This is a genomic window from Roseomonas aerilata DSM 19363 (assembly GCF_000711725.1).
Taxonomy (GTDB): domain Bacteria; phylum Pseudomonadota; class Alphaproteobacteria; order Acetobacterales; family Acetobacteraceae; genus Roseomonas; species Roseomonas aerilata.
This window is the reverse complement of the sequence record NZ_JONP01000058.1, coordinates 1-17,815: the sequence shown is the minus strand read 5'-3', so window position 1 is coordinate 17,815 and position 17,815 is coordinate 1. Positions and strand designations below refer to the sequence as shown.

The following is a 17,815-nucleotide window of genomic DNA, read 5'->3' as shown; positions in this document are numbered from 1 at the left end:
GAGAAGCACGGCACGAGGACGCGGCACGGGTGGCGCAAGCTCCATCTCGCCACCGATGCCGACACCGGACGGATCGTCGCGTCGGCGCTGACCGACAAGGATACCGATGACGGCACGCGGGTCGGGCCTTTGCTTGACCAGGTCAGCGGGCCGGTGGCGACCTTCACCGGCGATGGAGCCTACGACCGGGACGACGTCTACGGCGGGGTCGCCGCGCGGCATCCGGCGGCCGGCGTCATCGTTCCACCTCGACCGAGTGCGGTGAGGAGCGATACGGCTGAGACCGCGCCGACGCCACGGGACTGACATGTGCAGATCATTGCCGAGCACGGCCGCATGGGCTGGCAGCGGGTGTCGGTGTACAACTGGCGCGCCCTTGTGGAGGCCGACATCTCGCGATGGAAGCGCGTCATCGGCACGGCCTACGCTCGCAGACCGACGGGCGTCAGGAAGCTGAGGTGGCCGTCGCCGTCGACGTTCTGAACCGCATGCTCGATCTCGGGTGGCCGGAGTACGTCCGTCTCACATGAACCCAGATCAGGATGGGGCGCAGTCCGCCCACACCCGCGAGCCATGCAACACGGTGGTGGAGAACCGGTCGGGAGCCAACAACACCCTCTGCGGCGCCGAGGTCACCCGCTCGACGCCGGACGGCACCACCCCTCTCGTTAACGCCGACATCCACCTCATGGCTCGCCGCGTCATGCGCGCCGTGCCCACGACCCGGTCGCGGACTTCACGCCCGTCGCCTGCTTGGCAACCGTCCCTATGATGCTGTCGGCAACTCCCGCACCACGCCGGAAAGCGGCGCGGCCTTTGCCTGTTTCATCGATGCGGAATCGGAGCGCAATCCGTAGATCGCGCAAGGCGTGGGGATCCAGCCGGGGAAGGCTAGATGGCATCCTGGCCCGGCGGCGCCTCCCAGCCCTCACCCTCTGGCGCCGCCATGAGTCGCAGCAGGGCGCCGCGCAGCGCTATCTCCACGCGGTTCAGCGGCCGCCGGTCTGAGTGGACGAGGCAGAGGCGCCGCCCTACCACCGGCCTGACCAACCGTGCCGCGACGAGGCGGCCGGCTCGGATGTCGTCGATCAGCGCGCCATAGGGCAGGATGGCTCCGAGGCCAGGGTCCGACAGCAGGGCGCGCGTCAGCCCCATCGATTGCACCTCGTGCGCGACGATCAGGTCCAGCCCAGCCGCGCGGGCCGATCCCTCGATCATCCGCCGCAGCACCTCGTTGCCCAGGGCGGACATGACGAGCGGCACCGCCGCCGCCTCAGCGAAGGGGATTTCGGTCCGGCCGGCAATGCGGCCGGCTTCGTGGGTCTCCACGAAGACCAGCCAGTCCTGGGCCAGGGTCTCGCCGCGCACGCCGCGGCGGTCCACCGGCATGTCGTAGCAGACGGCTAGGTCCACCGCCCCTTCCGCCACTTGGTCGATCAGCGCGGTGGAGAGAGCTTCAACGAAGGAGAGCGCCACGCCCGGCAGGTCCTGCGTAGTGGCGCGCAGCAGCGGGGCGGCCAGGAGGTTTCCGGTGGAGGGCGTGACCCCCACCACCACTCGCCCGCGTGGCGTGTTGCCGAGATCTCGGATGTGGTTGGCCAGGGCGTCCAGCCCTTCCAGCAACGGCCAGGCCCCATCCCGGAGCGCACGCCCCGCTTCCGTAGGCGTGACGCCGCGGGAGTGGCGGAGGAGGAGAGGGACGCCCAGTTCCTCCTCCAGGTGCCTTAGCTGGGCGCCGAGGGCAGGCTGGGCGATGCCGAGCCGCTCCGCCGCCCGGCTGAGCGAGCCGTGCTCCATGATGGCCAGCACGGTGCGCAGGCGCCTGAGATCCAAGTGCTTCCTCCGCCTACAGCATGAGGGCGGGCCCAGGGCGGAGTCCAGCCGGCCATAACGGCTCGCTACAGCAGCGAACGCCATCCGCTTCTGGCGGGAGCCCGGCAGGGCCGGCTACCAGCCATGGAATGGACAGCACCGCTCCGCACCTTCCTGAGACGCCGGTCGGCCTCTCCAACGCCCCTGCCGGGTACGGCTCCGACGTGGTTGCGGAGACGATCCGCTCGCTCGGCCTACCCTACCTGGCGCTGAACCCCGGGGCCTCCTTCCGCGGCCTGCACGACAGCTTGGTGAACCACACGGGCAATCGCGACCCGCGCATGCTGCTCTGCCTGCACGAGGAGCACGCGGTGGCTATTGCTCATGGCTGGGCGAAGGTGGCGAGCATGCCGATGGGTGCCGTGGTGCACTCCAATGTTGGGCTGATGCACGCGACCATGGCGGTGTTCAACGCTTGGTGTGACCGCGTGCCACTGGTGCTGCTGGGCGCCACTGGCCCGGTGGACGCGGCGAAGCGCCGCCCCTGGATCGATTGGATCCACACTTCGCGGGACCAGGGCGCGCTGATCCGCAACTATGTGAAGTGGGACGACCAGCCGGCTTCCGTCGCTGCGGCGCAGGAGGCTCTGGTGCGCGCGCGGCAGGTGGCTTGCACCATGCCCTGTGGTCCCGTCTACGTGAACCTGGACGCCGCCATGCAGGAGGAGGCGCTGGCCGCGCCCGTACCACCCCTGGCCGTGGCCCGCTACTCGGCGCCGGAGGTGCCCTGGCCTGCCCCCGCCGCCCTGGCCGCTGCCGCGGAGGCCCTTCGCGGTGCAAAGAGGGGCGTGATGATGGTCGGCCGCGTCTCGCGCGATCCCGCGGACTGGGCGGCGCGCGTGGCCCTGGCCGAGGCGCTGTCGCTGCGCGTGATCTCCGACATGCGGGTGGGCGCGGGCTTCCCCACCGACCACCCGCTGCACGCGGGCGCCCCGGGCATCTTCCCCGGTGCCGAAGCCCTGGCAGTGCTGCGCGAGGCGGATCTGGTGCTGGACCTTGATGGGGTGGACCCGGCTGGCGCCTTCAAGGCAGCGGGCAAGGTGCCGCCCCTCGTCATCCGCGCCTCGATGGACCACGCGCTGCACAATGGCTGGTCGCATGACCACCAAGCCCTGGCGCCCGCCGACCACTTGCTGGTCACGGCACCGGACGTGGCCGTGCAGGCCCTGCTGCAGGCGCTCGACATCCCTGCGGAGCCCGCCTCTCAGCCCGCGCCTGCCGCACCGGTGGTGCCCGAAGGCCCGCTGACCACGGACGGGCTCTCGGCCGTGCTGCGTCAGGAGACCGCGGGGCGCGAGGTGACGCTGATCCGCCTGCCCCTGGGTTGGAACGGGGGTAGCTGGCCGCTGCGGCACCCGCTGGACTATCTCGGCTACGATGGCGGCGGCGGCATCGGCTCCGGCCCGGGGATGGCGGTTGGGGCAGCGCTGGCCCTGCGCGACAGCGGTTCTGGGCGCCTGCCGGTGGCCGTGCTGGGCGATGGCGACACGCTGATGGGGCTGACGGCGCTGTGGACCGCCGCGCACTATCGCATACCGACGCTCGTCATCGTCTCCAACAACCAGTCCTTCTTCAACGACGAGGTTCACCAGGAGAAGGTGGCGCGCCAGCGTGGTCGTCCGGTGGAGAACAAGTGGATTGGGCAGGCGATCCGTGATCCCGACCCGGACTTCCCTGCCCTTGCCCGTGGCCTCGGCGTGGCCAGCTTCGGGCCCGCCTCCGATCCCGCCTCTCTCGCGGCAGCACTGCGCGAGGCTATCGCGGTGGTGGAATCCGGCCGACCCGCCCTCGTCGAGGTCCGTGTGGCCGCGGGCTACACGCCAGCCATGGCCTCCGCCCTCACCCGGGAATCCTGATCCATGGACATGCACATCCCTTCCCCCGTGCTGCCGGTCGAGCGGGGCCTGTTCTACGGCGGCGCCTTCCACGCGGCCTGCTCCGGCCGCCGCATGGCGGTCTTCGCCCCCGCGACCGGGGAAGCGCTGGGCGAGGTGGATGTGGCGGGGCCGGAGGACGTGGACGCGGCCGTGGCCGCCGCCCGTACAGCCTTTCCCGCCTGGGCCGCGCTGCGCCCGGCGGAGCGGGCCGATCTGCTGCGCGGCTTCGCGGCGCTGCTGCGCCGGCACGCGCAGGAGTTGGCGATGGTGGACGCCGTGGATGGCGGCAACCCCGTCTCCGAGCTGGTCAAGGATGTCGGCATCGCCGCCGGCGGCTTCGACTTCTTCGCGGGACTGGCGACCGAGGCCAAGGGCGAGACGATCCCTATGGGCGAGCGGCGGCTGAACTACACGCTGCGCCAGCCCTGGGGCGTGGTGGCAAAGATCATCGCGTACAATCACCCACTGATGTTCGCCACTTGGCGCGCCGCGGCGCCGCTGGCCGCTGGCAACTGCGTGGTGGTAAAGACGCCGGACCAAGCGCCACTCTCCGCCCTGCGCCTCATGGAACTGGCGGGCACGCACTTCCCACCTGGCGTCTTCAACATCCTCTCCGGTGATCGAGAGACGGGCGTGGCGCTGGTCGCGCATCCCGGCGTGGACAAGATTGGGCTGGTAGGCTCCGTACCCGCCGGCAAGGCGGTACTGCGCGCGGCGGCCGAGCGCGTGGTGCCTTGCCTGCTAGAATTGGGCGGCAAGAACGCACTGGTCGCCTATCCCGATGCCGATCCGGCCAGGGTCGCGGCGGGGATGGTGAAGGGGATGAACTTCGCTTGGTGTGGCCAGTCCTGTGGCTCCACCTCCCGCGCCTTCCTGCACGCCTCCATCCACGACGAGGTACTGGAGGAGGTACGACGCCTACTGGCTCCGATCCGCCCAGGCTTGCCGACCGATCCCACCACGCGCATGGGAAGCCTCGTTAGCCAAGCGCAGCTGAACAAGGTGCTGTCCTACATCGAATCCGCCAAGGCAGAGGGCGCACGGCTGATCGCCGGCGGCGGCCGCCCGCATGAGCCGGAGCTGGCACGCGGCTTCTACGTGGAGCCAACCGTCTTCGCCGATGTCACGCCCACCATGCGCATCGCGCGGGAGGAGATCTTCGGCCCCGTCCTCTCCGTGTTGAGATGGGAGGACGAGGCAGAGATGATGCAGGCTGTGAACGCAGTGGAGTACGGGCTCACCGCCTCCGTCTTCACGCGGAGCGTCGTCGTCGCCCACCGCACTGCCGCGAGGCTGCAGGCTGGCTTCGTCTGGGTAAACGACACCTCGGAGCACTTTCTCGGCGCACCCTTCGGCGGATTCAAGCAGTCCGGGCTGGGCCGGGAGGAGAGCCTGGACGAGCTTCTCGCCTATACGCAGGTCAAAAACATCAACATCTTGCTGGAGGAATAACGCCCATGGTGCAGCGTAGGACGCTTCTGCGGGCCGGACTTGGTGCCCCGCTGATCCTGCCCGGGCGAACGCTGCACGCACAGGCGACCTCCTGGCCGGGGGAACGCCAGGCGAAGATCATCGTTCCGCTCGCCCCCGGCGGAACGGCCGATCTCCTCGCGCGCCTGATCGCTCAGCGACTGACAGAACGCGCCGAAGGACGGGCGACTGTCGTGGTCGAAAACCGCACGGGTGCTGGCAACGCGATCGGCTGGGCCGCTGCCGCCCGCGCCGCACCGGATGGCAACACCGCCCTCCTCACCGACAACTCGCTCGCGATGGCGATTCCGCTGCGCCAGGAAATGGGCTTCGACCCGCGCATGGACCTCGTGCCGGTCACCCGGGTCGCGGACCTCGCGCCGGTGTTCTGCGTACCGGCCGAGTCGCCATATCGCACGATCATGGACCTCGTCGCCGCGGCGAAAGCGCAACCCGAGGCCATCAACTACGGTTCGGGCGGCAATGGCAGCGCGCCCCACCTCGCCACGGAGTATTTTTCGCACGTGGCAGGCATCCGTATGACCCATGTCGGCTATCGCGGGATGGCCCAGGCCACCCAGGACCTCGCGGGCGGGCGCGTGAGTTTCATTATCGCGACCCAGCCAACGGTCGCAGGCCTCCTTGGGGCAGGCAGCCGGATCCGGATCATCGCCGTCGGCACCGGATCCAGGCACCCCGCCCTGCCGGATGTTCCCACGGTAAAGGAGGCCGGGCTGCACTATGAACTGTCCTTCTGGTTCGGCCTTTTTGCGCCGAGGGGAACGCCGCAGGCCCTGGTCACGGCCATGCAGGAGGCGGTGGTCGCCTCCGTCTCTGATCCGGCATCGCGGCGGAAGATGGAAGAGATGGGCGCGACCTTCGTCCTAAGCACGCCCGACGCCTTTCGCGCCGATATCGCGGCCGAGGCTGGCCTCTGGAGCAGCATTGTCCGCGAGCGCCAAATCAGGATTGAGTAGGCGGCATCAAGGAGCTGTTTGCGGCCATGCGGTTGCTGAGCCTTCGCGACGCGGCAAGCATCGGGGACCTTGCGGCGATCGCCCGGCGCCGCATGCCGGGCTTTGCCTTCGACTACCTCGACGGGGCGGCGGGCGACGACCGGGGCATGAGGCGGAACGAGGAGGCACTCGCCGCCATCCTCTTCCGCACCCGCCACCTTGTCGGTGGGCCCGCGCGAACGGCGGTGGAGTTCCTCGGACGCAGCTACAACCTGTCCACGGGGGTCGCACCCATGGGCATGGCGAACATGCTCTGGCCCGGCATGGACCTTGTCCTTGCCCGACTGGCCCAGGAGGTCGGGATTCCCTATGTCCTCAGCACGGCCGCGACGACCAGCATCGAGCGGATTGCTGAGGCAGCCCCGGACATGGCCTGGTTCCAGCTCTATGTCTCCCGCGACCCAACCATCAACGAAGGCCTTCTGAAACGCGCCTGGGCCGCGGGCATACGGGTGCTCGCGGTGACGGTGGACGTGCCGGTGCCGCAGAAGCGCAACCGCAACCACCGCCATCGCTTCGATCTGCCGTTCCGTCCTCATCCCCGCTTCCTGCTCGACCTCCTGGCGCATCCCCGTTGGGCAGTGGAGACGCTGCGTGCGGGGATGCCAAACTTCGAGAACTTCGTCCCCTATGCCGGGCTTGCGCGAGGCGGCTCCATCGCAGAGGTCGGGCGCTTCCTACAGGCCCAGGGCAAACGCGACCTTCTGTGGGAGGATGTCGAGCGTATCCGGGGTCTTTGGCCAGGCCATCTCCTCATCAAGGGCGTGATGGACGCCGAGGACACCTCCCGGTTCCTTCGGATCGGCGCAGACGGCTTGTGGGTATCGAACCATGGCGGCCGGCAGTTGGAGTCCGCTCCGGCTTCCATTGATGTGCTGCGCCAGGTGCGGGCGGCAGTTGGGCCGCATGTGCCGATCGTCTTCGACAGCGGCGTGCGCACCGGGGAGAGCATCGTGAAGGCGCGCGTTCTGGGCGCGGATCTCGCCATGTCGGGGCGTGCCTTCGCCTATGGGGCGGCGGCAGGGGGCGCAGCCGGCGCCCGGAAGGCTTACGATCTTCTGGAGCTTGAGACGCGCTACACCTTGCTCCAGATCGGCTGCCCGGACATCAACGACGTATCCGCGCACATCTTGCGCGACGGGACCGACAAGACACGTCCGTTGCACCTTGGTTCCGTGGCTGGGCACTGATCTCAAACGTAGCCGCTCCGGCACACCCGACCCAGCCGGACGCTGTACGGCTGTGGCAACCGCCCTCTCCCCGCTCTTTAGGCATGATACACAGTAGTTATCGTGCGTAGGGGCGGCCAAATCGGGCTAAAAGCTAAGGACAAAACCTCCTGATTTGGCGCAGGTAGATGACAGCGCAGGCGAGGGTTGTCAGGGCGAGGTGGAGGTCAGCGCGGCGTTCGTAGCGGACGGTCAGGCGCCGGAACCGGGCCAGCCAGGCGAAGGTGCGCTCAACCACCCATCGGTGTCGTCCGATGGCGGGCGCTGCTCTCGATGCCTCTCCTTGCGATGCGTGGGGTGATGCCGCGGGCGCGGCACTCGCGGCGGCAGCGGCGGTGGTCGTAGGCCTTGTCAGCGTGGAGCTTGGCGGGCCTGCGGCGCGGACGTCCCCTGTGCCTGGCTCGCACGCCCGGCACGGCATCGAGCGTGGGCACCAGCATGCGGCTGTCGTGGCGGTTGGCCCCGCTCAGCGTCAGGCCAAGCGGCGTGCCGCGGGCGTCCGTGACAAGATGGCGCTTGGTACCCGGCTTGCCGCGATCCGTCGGGTTCGGCCCGACCTCCGAGCCCCCCTTTTCGCGGGTAGGCTGGCGCTGTCGAGCGCCGCTCGGCTCCATTCCAGGGCACCCGCGTCCTGCAGGCGCTCCAGCAGCACCCGGTGCAGCCGCCTCCAGACCCCGACCGCGTGCCACTCGCTAAGCCTTCTCCAGCAGGTCTTCCCGCAGCAGCCCAGCTCGGTCGGCACCTCATGCCACTGAATGCCCGTTCGCAGCACGAACAGGATACCCGCCAGCGCCGCACGGTCGGACGCGCGAGGCCGACCGCCTTTCGGCTTGGGCCGCTCTCGCGGTAGCAGCGGTTCCACTACCGCCCAGAGGTCGTCAGGAACGAGGAGCGCCATCTCTCCTCAACGCCTCAGCGCAGGTTTTGTCCCTAGCTTTAATACGCGTTTCTGGCTGCAGCTTTCCCTGGCGCGGCGTGGCGGTGGACACCTGCACGTCCCGCGACGCCATTCCGTCCGTTAATCCCCCTTACAGACGGAACGGGCGCGCGCCATACCCCCGTCGGCCCGACAGCGCGCCCTCTTCCCTGCCCCGGCCGCCGTCTACGCCCCCTCGCGCGCGGCGAGGGCACCCGCCGCGCCGACCGCCTCGCATGGTGCGCCTTCGAGACCTAGTGCGCCTCGCTTGGCCGCGAGCCGCTGGCGGGCGATCCCGAAACACTGACCATGGACCCCGTCCGCTGCGCCGATCGCGGCCTCGCCGTGTCCAGCCTGCGCGTCCACCTCGCGGCAATCCAGGCCGCCCACCGCCTCGCTGTGGTGGCGCTCGACCTCCGCCATCCGCGCCTCGTCATGGTCCTGGAGGGCATCGCCCGCGACAAGGGAACCCGCCCGCGCGGAAAGGCGGCCGCCGCCGGCCCGGATGTGCTCTGGCTGATGCTCGCCACCCGCCCCTCCCCTGCCACCCTGCTCGGCGCGCGACCGGGCGCTGCTGCTGCTCGGCTTTGGTGCCGTCCTCCGCCGCAGCGCGCTCGCGGGACTCTGCTTCGGCGATGTCTGTCAACGCCGATTGGATCCTCCTCAGAAGTGCCGAGGTAAATTTCCCCAATTGGCGGGCGGTCAGGTAGCGTTTGGCGCTGAGGGTCTGGCCTTGGGAGGCCTGCCTCGCCGGCGTGGCGGTACCTGGGTGAGCGCCGCGGACGGGACGCGCATGGTGTCTGGGACGAGGTCGAGGTGCTGGCGCAGGCGGTAGCTCGAGCCCTCGATCTGCACCACCACGGCGTGGTGCAGCAGCCGGTCCAGCAGCGCCGTGGCGACCACGGGGTCACCGAACACCTCACCCCACTCGGCAAAGCCCCGGTTGGAGGTCAGGATCATGGCGCCGCGCTCGTAGCGGGCGTTGACCAGCTGAAAGAACAGGTTGCCGTTGCCGGACGTGATCGGCAGGTAGCCGATCTCGTCGACGATGAGCAGCGAGGCCCGGCACAGGAACCGGATCCGCTCGCGCAAGCTCCCCTCCCGCTCGGCGCGGGCAAGGGAGGCGATGTCGGCGAGGGAGGCGAAGTAGACGCTGTGACCGGCCCGCACCGCCTCCACGCCAAGGGCAACCGCCAGGTGGCTCTTGCCGGTGCCGGGCGGCCCGAGCAGGTGCACGACCTCGTGCCGGCGGATGAAGTCGAGTTCGGCCAGGGCCAGGATGCGGTTGCGGTCGAGGGATGGCTGGAACGAGAAGTCGAAGCTGGCCAGCGTCTTGACCACGCCAAGGCGCGCCATCTGCAGCGCCGCCTTGATCCGCCGTCCCTCGCGCAGGGTCAGCTCCTCGGCGAGCAGGGCGTCGATCGCCTCCAGGGTGCCGACCTCGCCGCGCTCGACCTGGCGCACGACGTGGTCGAGCACCTCGAGCGCGCGCGGCATGCGCAGCCCGACGAGGTTGCGGCGGACCCGCTCCAAAGTGGCCGGGGCTGGAGCGTCGTTCCTCATGAGCGGCGACCCTCCCCGGCCAGGCGTTGGGCAACAGCGGCGTAGAAGGCGAGCGGCCGGCACGCGACAGTCTCGCCCGCGCGGATGGGGAGGACCGGGCCACTGGTCCCTGCTGGACGACTGGCTGGCCAGGAAGGCCGCCGGTGCCAACCGGCGACCCGGCGGTGACCGCGGCCCTCCAGCACCGGGTGGCTTGCGACGAGGCGGTTCTCCTCGAAGATGCGCAGCTCGTCGGCGAGCAGGTGCACCTCGACGGTGCGGCGGCGCGTGCTGTCCGGCACGCTGTAGAGATTGCCATCCACCGAGACCATGCCGTCGCGGGTGATCCGCCGCTCCAGGCGCAGCGTGGCCTGGAAGGGGCCGGCGGGCAGCGGCCTGGGCCGTTCCTCGGCGAAGTGCTCGGCAACGACGCGGCGGGTGGTCGCGTGCACCCTAGCATTGGCCACCTCGTCCAGCCATTGCCGGAGCTGATCATTGAGATCGTCGAGATTGCGGAAGCTCCGGGCGAGGAAGAAGTCCTCCCGCACGTAGCGGAACGGCCGCTCGACCTTTCCCTTGCTCTGCGGCCGGTAGGGGCCGCACGCCGCCGAGCGCCTCGAAGGCCACCACGTGGCACCGCAGCACCGTCGGCAGGTCCTGGTGCAGGACGAAGCACGCCCACAGCATGCGGCTGTGCCCGAGAACCACGGAGAACAGCCAGACGATGCGCCCCACCCCGGGCTCGTCGGTGAACTCGGTCCGGAACTGCGCGAAGTCGACCCTCCCCTGCTGCCCAGGCGCGGTCTCGAAGCGCTGCTCGAAGCCGGGTGCCGCCGGAGGGCGGATGTCGCGCAGGAAGTCGGTCACCCGGGTGTAGCCGCCTTCGTAGCCAAGGTCCCGCAGCTCCTGGTGCAGCCGCCGCCCGGTCAGCTCGGGAAAGGCCGCAACCCGCTCGCGCAGGTAGCGGCTGAACGGATCGAGCACCGTGCCCCGGGGCTGGCGCGGGCCGTAGACCGGCGGCTCCAGGCCGCGCTCGACGTATTTGCGCACCGTCTTGCGGTCGAGCCCAGTCCGCCGGGCAATGGCGGACACCGAGAGGCCCTGCCGGTGCAGGTCCAGGATCATGACGATCTCCCCAAGTCGGACCACCGGCGCCGCTCCTCCGCAGGACGGCAGCAGCATCGGCTGCCCATGGCCGGTCGACCGAAAAATCCGGTCCGGTCAGCCCCTCAGGCCACCTGGGGAATTTTCAGTCGGCACTTCTGGGGAGTGTTGTCCCGGCACCTACAACGTCACGCCGGTTCCCGGACGCGGGCTCCGCGTCCTCATTCGCCGCTCAAGACCGACCGCGAGAATGTGCTGAGCGGAGGTTATCGTGTTTCCGGCGGTTCAGATCGGTGCCACGGGATCACACCGGGCAGATGGCGAGGGCGAGATCCGCGCCGTCAAAGCGCACCGGGACCTCCAATCCCGCTCCAGCTGACGCTTGCGCGGGAACCCGCATCATCTCCCGCCCTTCGCGGGTATTCCAGAGCACAGCCTCGTATGAGCCAGCCGCTACGCCTGGAACTGTGAGGATGAGAGCGGCCTCGCCACTCTGGTCGGCTTTGCGCAAACGCCGCCCTCTGTTGACCATCGCTTCCACTAGGTTCGGTCGCAGCAGCCAGATGACGGCCTGGTGTTTATCGGCACATCCGAAGACATGGACCGGGGTTCCGCTTGTGAGGATCTCCTCGTTCAGGTTGCGGCGCTGGAACCTTGGCCAATCCACCAGCGGGAGGAAGCGCGCGAGCGCCGCCTGCGCCTCCCGCATTCCGGGTGTGAGCACGTGCGGGCTGCGGTTCGGCCAGCGCATCCCGCCCCCCGCGCCGCCGGAGGCTAGGTGGGCCCACTGGATGTGGCGGAAGTACTCATCGTCGAAGGCCTCCGGCAGGGTACTCCGCCGATCCTTGAAGCTGTGAATCGGGCCATGCTCGGAGTCAAGGAAAGGCCGGCCATCGGTGATGTGGCTCAAGGCATCCCGCGTCAGCCGGCCAACGCTGACGGCGGGCGCCACGGTGTCGGCGGGGTGATCGATCGTCCCGCTCTCGTAGAAATGGCTGCTGGCGAAGTCGAGCTGGGGGTGACGGAAGATCGGGTCGGCGATGGCCGGGCTGGAGAGAAGCTCTGGCCCGAAGACAGATACGCATTGGAGGTGGGCCCGGCCGTGGAGCTCTGTTTCAAGGTCACGAAGAAAGGGGCCGACATCGTCGATGAACTCGGCGAAAGCACCGTGCTGGTTCTCGGCCTGGGCAGGGTGCATCTCGTTCCACAAGTCCCAGGCGAAGATCACCCCACTGCCGCCCCAGCGCCGTGTGGCAAAAGCAAGCCGTGCCTTCACGAGCTCCCGTGTCCTGGGGCAGACGAGAAGGCGCGTGCGGGAGGAGCAGGGACCGCCATTGGCGGCGTTATAGGGGTGATGCTGCCAGCGCACCCAGGTGAAGAAGGTGTCGAAGGGCGTGAGCAGGATGCGCAGTCCCACGCGCTCACAGAGCAGGAACAGGTCGTCCCAGAGCTGGACCATGGCGGGCACGAAGCGCCCGGCTGGACGTTCCAGGAAGCGGTGGTTGCCCTGTGCGTATTCCAGCATCAGCCGGAGGCAGGTGACGCCGCTGTCACGCAAGTGCCGCAGATGCCGCTCCACTGCCGGCAGGTCGCTCCGGCGGAACAGCCCCTCCAGCTCAGGCCAGGTGATCGCGTCGTTCTGTCCGATGGGGGTCCAGGGCTCGCCCGCGGAGGTGACGAAGTAGGGGGCGCTCACGGCGCGCTCGATCCAGGGAAAATCGGGCAATTCTGGTGTTCCGGGTCGTGGCTGCCGGGAGATCGGAAGCGGAGGGGGTGAACGCCGGTGGCCGTTCAGCGTTCCGCATGACTTGCACCTTCGTCTGCACATGCGCTTGCCGAGCAACGCTGCCACCCAGGACGGGGTGCAGCACCGCCTAGCTCTACCTGAGCAATTTAGGGTTGATGGGCGGCAGGAACCGACGTCGGCAGTGCGGGCATCGGGCGTGTTTGACGAGGTGGACGAACAGCCGATGGAAGATGGCCTGACGTAGGGCGGGCAGGCTCGCCGACGCGCCGGGGCTACGGCAGCAAGCTAATCACCCGCGCGCTGCCCTACCAGATGAGGGCGGAGACGGCGCTGGAGTTCACCCCGGACGGGGTGCGATGCTCCATCGCGCTGCCCGCCGGAGCCTTCAGGACAGGGGAGATGACCGGGTCATGAGTGGCACGGGTCACGCTCTGCGGGGTCGGCGCATCCTCGCTGCGGAAGACGAGTACATGATCGCCGACGAGGTGACGGAGGCGCTCGGGGTGGCCGGCGTGGAGGTGGTCGGTCCGGCCGCCAGCGTTGGCACCGCCCTGGATCTCTCCAGGGGCGCGGGAACCCTCGATGGCGCGATACTCGACGTGAGCCTCGGCAGGGAGATGATATGGCCCGTTGTCGAGCTGCTCGCCGAGGGCGGCGTGCCGACGGTACCGGTGACGGGCTACGACGCAGGCACCGTTCCGCCGGCCTATGCCCACCTGCTGCGCTGCGAAAAGCCGATGACAACGCGTGACCTCTTGCGCGCGCTGGCGAAGCGGATCGAGGTTGAAGAGGTGGGGCGTGATGGGGTGCACCTCCGGGCCGTACCGGCGCTGTCGCAGAAATCGACGTGAGGATGTTCTCCTTGGAGCCCAAGGCGGCTTCCCAGATCCAGTGAACCTAATCGCCGCCTCCAACAGCCTCACCGGGCTGGATGACGGGAAAACGAAGGCTCTGGTTGGTGCCGGCACGATCGCCTGGCACCGCCTCAAGCCGCCCCCCGAGCTGAGCGCTGAGGGCGCGCACCAATCGGCGGCCTATGCCACTCCTCTGAGCACCGCTGACCGGCTTCTCCGGCAGATCCGAGGGCATCCCTACCCCATCATCGGAGACGGTCAGCAGGTACTCCGCCTCCTGGCGGCAGAAGCGGACCGTGATGGTGCCGGCGCGCTCCTCAGGAAAGGCGTGCTTCACCGCGTTGGTGATGAGCTCGTTCACGATCAGCCCCAGCGCGCCAGCCCGGGAAGCTGACAGCATGTGTTCCTCCGCGCTGAGAAACAGCCCTATCGGCAGCCGGTCGGTCATCGTCGCCCTCAAGCTAGTCGTCAGGTCGAGCAGGAAATCGTGGATGTTCACCGCCAGCCGCCCGCTCTGCAGGGCCAGACGGTCGTGGACGGTGGCAACCACGCGAAGCCGATCCGCGGTGGCGTAGAGCGCGGCGGCCACCTCGGGCGGGGCAGCCGTGGCCTGCAGCCGCGTGCCCGCGATGAGGCGCTGAATGTCGTTCTTCACGCGGTGGCCGAGCTCCAGCAGGAGAAGTTCCCGCTCGCGTTCTCCTGCTTCCGCACGGCTCCGGGCCGCTTCAGCTTCGCGGCGTGCCAGATCCGCCTCACGATAGGCTTTGTACAGGGCTTCCGTGGCGACCGAGAGAAAACCTCCGATCATGATGAAGAGCACGACGCTGATCGTTCTCTCGGCATCCGGCAGAGCCAGGCTGTAGATCAGTTCCACGAAAAAGTAGGCAGCCAGCAGCGCGCTGAGCGCGGTTGCCACAAGACCACTGCTCCAACCAAACAGCGCGGCCGAAATGAGCACTGCCGGCAGGAACAGCAGAAAGGGCGCCATCGGTGTCGGTCCGATGAGGAAGTAGCGCATCCCGCACGCGGTAAGGGCCAGCGAGGCCGCCCCGCTCCACCGGACGGGCAGAGGCTGCGCGTGCAACTGAGCGGAGGGCCGGAACAGCTTCCGGAGAGCCATAGGCGAACTCGTGACGGGTTACGCGGACTGAGCGGAAGCGTTGCCAGAGCAGAATGCATCCTGCAACCACAAATCGCAGAACCGTGAGCTCGATGGTAACCGCCTCTGATACTCGATAATCCCCCACTTCCGGAGGGAACGGGGCACGCGCTCCCCACCGGCTCGGCGACCGCCGGAAGCCAGGGAACCCGGCGCCGCCGTCGACGCCCCCCGCGTCGGCGGAGAGGGCACCCGCCGGGCCGACCGCTCCGCCTAAAGCGCCTTCGAGGCCTAGTGCGCCTCCCTCAGCCGCGAGCCGCTGGCGGGCGACGCCGACACCCTTACGCCATCCGCTGTGCTGACCGCCGCCTCGCCGTGTCCAGCCTGAGCGTCCACCTCGCCGCCATTCAGGCGGCGCATCGCCGCACAAAAGGCGGCGTGGCGTCCCCCAGACGACTGGACTGGTTGTGGATCAGCCGGCCCGTACTGCTTGCAAAGGCGCGCTGGTCATGGCGCTTGCCTGATCAGGCATCACCTCCTCAGCGGCTGAGGCGGCTTCGGCCATGATGATGTGCATCTCCCGCAGCAGAGCCGCCCCCCTAACCGTTCGCTGCACGAGCACGGAGCGGCGGTCCTTCGGGTCCGTCTTGCGGCGGGCGAAGTCGAGTTCGCCCAAACGGTCCAGGGCGCGGGTGATGGCGGGCTTGGAGACGTTCAGCTGGGCAGCCAGGCCGCGCACGGTGTGTGGCCCCTCGCCAAGGTAGACCGTGAGGAAGACTCCCAGCTGTCGGGCCGAGAGGTCTGGACCATCGCGGCGGACAAGCGAAACCACAGTCTCCCTAAGGATCCCGACGAACTGGTCCGGTGTGCCTTGCACGGGCATGGGCGGTTCCTTCTCATGGAATATTAGCGAGACGGGTCGTTCCGGCCTTTCTGTTTATAGGTTGATAATTCCTATTGTGCAACCTCGGGTTGAGACTGCAACATTGCTTCTCGCCAATGAGGACCATCATGGTTTCGGAGCCAGTCCACCGACCAGCCATTAGCCAAGCTGGGATAGGTACCTCGACAAATCACCCAACCAGACACCCGCCCAGGCTCTGGAGCCCGGCTCATGGCTGACACGCCCCCCTACCCTGATCCACCGGCGCCGCTCCGCCCGGCATTTGGGTTCATGGGTGCCGATTGGAGCAGCCCGTTTCTGCCAAGTTCCAATCCGCCATCTCTCTCGGCCGAGACGCAGGCTGCGAGGACTGACGGCCCTGACACTGACCTCATCCGCCTCTGCGCCGAGCATCCCAAGCGCATGGCCGCGGTGAAGGATGCTCCTGACGAAGAGGAGGACGGACCAGCCTGGCGCGCCTACGAGGAGAGCCGGGATGCAATCAGCGCCATCACGCCACAAACGCTCGCAGGAATGATCGCCAAGGCTCGCGCGGCCAAGCTCGAGGCGGGGTTCTGGGACAGGTACGAAAACGTCCATGGCACCATGGCCGAGCCCTGGGCATGGGATCTGGTGAGCAGCCTCCTGCAACTGGCAGGCGAAGGGTAAGCCGCCGACTGGGCACCGCCTCCCTTCCCGCATCTTGGACACGACAATGGGCCTTACTGACGCGGAGGCTTGATGCTGCGGGATGTAGCGATGAAGGCGCTTCCGCGCGTCGCCTAACCGCACTTGAATGGCTCGCGCTCCTCCTATGGGAGTGCAGCCCAGGTGGTGGCGAGGACGGCTGCGGCGCCCGACCTGGGCGGAGTACCGCCTTCCTGAGCGACAGCGGACGCTGCGCCAGAACTAGCTTCCTCCTGATTCGTCCACAGCCTTAAGCACCGGATCTGTGGATGGATGCAGCGCGGGCGGTCTTCCTCCCCTTCCCTCCCCGGGATTGCCGCCCGGCCTTAGTTCATCGTCAGAGGCCAGATCAGCCTGTGCCGCAGGTCGAGGGCTGGGCACCGGCGTGACGGGTCACCAATTGCGCGTTCACCACCACGGCCCGGAGCCCCGACCCATGTCCGATACAGAGACCGGCACGAAAGCCGTCGACCTCCCCGCCCTGCAGGCGGACCTCGCCGACCTGCTGCAGCTCGAGAATGACACGCTGCCCATGTACTCCGTGGCCATCTCCGCCCTGCGCGACCCGCTGCTGAAAGAGAGACTCCGGGTCTACCGCGAGGACCACGAACGGCACGCCCGCGACCTCACGGCCCTCATTCGGGAGATGGGCGGCGTACCGCCGGTGCTGCCGCATCTGCCGACCGGGCTGCTCAAGCTCGGGGTGCAGATGGCCGGTCTGCCGGGCGGCGACCGGACGATCCTGCTGGGGTTCGTCTCCAACGAGTGGCAGTCGCGCGAGAAGTATGCCCGATACGCCGCCAAGCCCTACCCCCCGGCCATGGCGGCGCTGATCGGGAGCCACGCGGCCGACGAGGCGGTACACTACGCGTGGGCCACCGAGGCGCTGCGCGCGCTCGGCTGTGGCGAGGAGACGCTGACTGGGCAAGCCACGCAGGCTTTCGCCCGGATGCACGGGTCGGTCGCTGACGTCATCGAGGGGATCGGCCGCGCGTCCAATGAGGCCGTGCTCCGCCTGACCCGGCGCCCTTAGCCGGCGCGCGGTACGGCACCTTCCGCGCGATCACTGCCAGGGAGCAGAGTGACTGACGCCCCGCTCCTGCATCTTCTAGAAGAACGCGCCTAAAGAGCGCCACCTTTAACGTGTGGGCATTTCTATGTGTCACGCCTCTCAGCCAAGCCTAAATGAGAGGCTCACAAGCCGTTCGTTCGGCCGCGCCGAATTGCGGTGCAGGAGGTCGAGCTGCGCCGCATACTGTGCCCATCGTTAGTCTGACTTGCATGCACGCGCAGGTGAACTGACGAATTGCACGGTTTAGCAGGGCAGCACTCCAAGGCAGCGAGCGGCTACCTAACCCGACGTGCGCGACCACATCGAAGACGGCATGGCAGTCAGAGTTACCTATGGTGCCAACATTGGCGAGGTTGAGGTCAGTAGGGGAGCGTCAGGCGGCTGCAGCCTGAGGCACGTCCTGCCAGAGGGATCCAGCATTGGTAACGTAGGTCCAGACATCCGGGC

The 17,815-nt window shown here is 68.4% G+C and carries 15 protein-coding genes and 2 pseudogenes; 10 read left to right on the top strand and 7 right to left on the bottom strand.

Translation table 11 applies throughout. The features are described from left to right. A partial coding sequence (locus BO39_RS30545) for a transposase (RefSeq protein WP_156963964.1) occupies positions 1-306 on the top strand: 306 nt, incomplete at its 5' end. Positions 307-309: 3 nt separating this feature from the next. Next, positions 310-483, top strand: coding sequence for a hypothetical protein (locus BO39_RS33190; protein WP_156963963.1), 174 nt, complete (start codon positions 310-312; stop codon positions 481-483). 408 nt (positions 484-891) lie between these two features. Here the strand turns inward: BO39_RS33190 and BO39_RS26630 are convergent, their stop codons facing one another. Beyond that, on the bottom strand, positions 892-1,833 hold the full coding sequence (locus BO39_RS26630) for a LysR family transcriptional regulator (protein WP_043839485.1): 942 nt from the start codon (positions 1,831-1,833) through the stop codon (positions 892-894). 128 nt (positions 1,834-1,961) lie between these two features. Here BO39_RS26630 and BO39_RS33185 point away from each other — a divergent pair, with 128 nt between their 5' ends. Genes BO39_RS33185 through BO39_RS26610 form a run of 4 tightly spaced genes read left to right on the top strand, consistent with a single transcriptional unit; the run spans position 1,962 to position 7,425 of the window. Further along, positions 1,962-3,728 carry a thiamine pyrophosphate-binding protein gene (locus tag BO39_RS33185; RefSeq protein WP_156963962.1) on the top strand — a complete coding sequence of 589 codons (1,767 nt, stop codon included), beginning with the start codon at positions 1,962-1,964 and terminating at the stop codon, positions 3,726-3,728. 3 nt (positions 3,729-3,731) lie between these two features. Next, positions 3,732-5,201: an aldehyde dehydrogenase family protein gene (locus tag BO39_RS33180; RefSeq protein WP_043839483.1), complete on the top strand. Its 1,470-nt coding sequence runs from the start codon at positions 3,732-3,734 to the stop codon at positions 5,199-5,201. A gap of 5 nt (positions 5,202-5,206) precedes the next feature. Beyond that, complete coding sequence (locus BO39_RS26615) at positions 5,207-6,196, top strand: Bug family tripartite tricarboxylate transporter substrate binding protein (RefSeq protein WP_052402831.1); 990 nt, start codon at positions 5,207-5,209, stop codon at positions 6,194-6,196. A 26-nt stretch (positions 6,197-6,222) separates the two neighbouring features. Next, a complete protein-coding gene (locus BO39_RS26610; RefSeq protein ID WP_084698569.1) occupies positions 6,223-7,425 on the top strand; it encodes an alpha-hydroxy acid oxidase in 1,203 nt (400 codons plus the stop codon). A gap of 133 nt (positions 7,426-7,558) precedes the next feature. Here the strand turns inward: BO39_RS26610 and BO39_RS31815 are convergent. Beyond that, a pseudogene (locus tag BO39_RS31815) lies at positions 7,559-8,362 on the bottom strand (IS5 family transposase). A 327-nt stretch (positions 8,363-8,689) separates the two neighbouring features. On the opposite strand from BO39_RS31815, the gene BO39_RS33175 reads away from it, so the two are divergent. Continuing rightward, a complete protein-coding gene (locus BO39_RS33175; RefSeq protein ID WP_156963961.1) occupies positions 8,690-9,061 on the top strand; it encodes a hypothetical protein in 372 nt (123 codons plus the stop codon). Between the two features lie 21 nt (positions 9,062-9,082). Here the strand turns inward: BO39_RS33175 and istB are convergent, their stop codons facing one another. From istB to BO39_RS26590, 3 genes and pseudogenes are all read right to left on the bottom strand, one after another. Next, positions 9,083-9,943 (bottom strand): IS21-like element helper ATPase IstB, encoded by an 861-nt coding sequence (gene istB / locus BO39_RS26600; RefSeq protein ID WP_043839480.1) that lies wholly within the window; start codon positions 9,941-9,943, stop codon positions 9,083-9,085. After that, positions 9,940-11,071 (bottom strand): annotated as a pseudogene (gene istA, locus BO39_RS26595) (IS21 family transposase). Before istA ends, istB begins: the two are co-directional and overlap by 4 nt. Before the next feature lie 259 nt (positions 11,072-11,330). After that, positions 11,331-12,752 (bottom strand): glycoside hydrolase 5 family protein, encoded by a 1,422-nt coding sequence (locus tag BO39_RS26590; protein ID WP_211257576.1) that lies wholly within the window; start codon positions 12,750-12,752, stop codon positions 11,331-11,333. 491 nt (positions 12,753-13,243) lie between these two features. Here BO39_RS26590 and BO39_RS26585 point away from each other — a divergent pair, with 491 nt between their 5' ends. After that, positions 13,244-13,624 carry a response regulator gene (locus BO39_RS26585; RefSeq protein WP_211257575.1) on the top strand — a complete coding sequence of 127 codons (381 nt, stop codon included), beginning with the start codon at positions 13,244-13,246 and terminating at the stop codon, positions 13,622-13,624. A 46-nt stretch (positions 13,625-13,670) separates the two neighbouring features. Here the strand turns inward: BO39_RS26585 and BO39_RS26580 are convergent, their stop codons facing one another. Together BO39_RS26580 and BO39_RS26575 are read right to left on the bottom strand one after the other, a co-directional pair. Next, complete coding sequence (locus BO39_RS26580) at positions 13,671-14,747, bottom strand: DUF4118 domain-containing protein (protein ID WP_084698568.1); 1,077 nt, start codon at positions 14,745-14,747, stop codon at positions 13,671-13,673. Between the two features lie 451 nt (positions 14,748-15,198). After that, positions 15,199-15,609 carry a MarR family transcriptional regulator gene (locus BO39_RS26575; protein ID WP_043839478.1) on the bottom strand — a complete coding sequence of 137 codons (411 nt, stop codon included), beginning with the start codon at positions 15,607-15,609 and terminating at the stop codon, positions 15,199-15,201. A 231-nt stretch (positions 15,610-15,840) separates the two neighbouring features. On the opposite strand from BO39_RS26575, the gene BO39_RS33170 reads away from it, so the two are divergent. Both BO39_RS33170 and BO39_RS30540 read left to right on the top strand, forming a co-directional pair. After that, positions 15,841-16,278 (top strand): hypothetical protein, encoded by a 438-nt coding sequence (locus BO39_RS33170; RefSeq protein WP_156963960.1) that lies wholly within the window; start codon positions 15,841-15,843, stop codon positions 16,276-16,278. A 454-nt stretch (positions 16,279-16,732) separates the two neighbouring features. Next, a complete protein-coding gene (locus BO39_RS30540; protein ID WP_052402828.1) occupies positions 16,733-17,329 on the top strand; it encodes a DUF2383 domain-containing protein in 597 nt (198 codons plus the stop codon). Positions 17,330-17,815 lie beyond the last annotated feature (486 nt).

Bases quoted from the DNA above. Each gene is read 5' to 3' on its own strand.
- BO39_RS26575 (WP_043839478.1), bottom strand. From the start codon at position 15,609: ATGCCCGTGCAAGGCACACCGGACCAGTTCGTCGGGATCCTTAGGGAG.
- BO39_RS33170 (WP_156963960.1), top strand. From the start codon at position 15,841: ATGGCTGACACGCCCCCCTACCCTGATCCACCGGCGCCGCTCCGCCCG.
- BO39_RS26580 (WP_084698568.1), bottom strand. From the start codon at position 14,747: ATGGCTCTCCGGAAGCTGTTCCGGCCCTCCGCTCAGTTGCACGCGCAG.
- BO39_RS26585 (WP_211257575.1), top strand. From the start codon at position 13,244: ATGATCGCCGACGAGGTGACGGAGGCGCTCGGGGTGGCCGGCGTGGAG.
- BO39_RS33175 (WP_156963961.1), top strand. From the start codon at position 8,690: ATGGACCCCGTCCGCTGCGCCGATCGCGGCCTCGCCGTGTCCAGCCTG.
- BO39_RS26615 (WP_052402831.1), top strand. From the start codon at position 5,207: ATGGTGCAGCGTAGGACGCTTCTGCGGGCCGGACTTGGTGCCCCGCTG.
- istB (WP_043839480.1), bottom strand. From the start codon at position 9,943: ATGAGGAACGACGCTCCAGCCCCGGCCACTTTGGAGCGGGTCCGCCGC.
- BO39_RS33185 (WP_156963962.1), top strand. From the start codon at position 1,962: ATGGACAGCACCGCTCCGCACCTTCCTGAGACGCCGGTCGGCCTCTCC.
- BO39_RS30540 (WP_052402828.1), top strand. From the start codon at position 16,733: ATGTCCGATACAGAGACCGGCACGAAAGCCGTCGACCTCCCCGCCCTG.
- BO39_RS33180 (WP_043839483.1), top strand. From the start codon at position 3,732: ATGGACATGCACATCCCTTCCCCCGTGCTGCCGGTCGAGCGGGGCCTG.
- BO39_RS26610 (WP_084698569.1), top strand. From the start codon at position 6,223: ATGCGGTTGCTGAGCCTTCGCGACGCGGCAAGCATCGGGGACCTTGCG.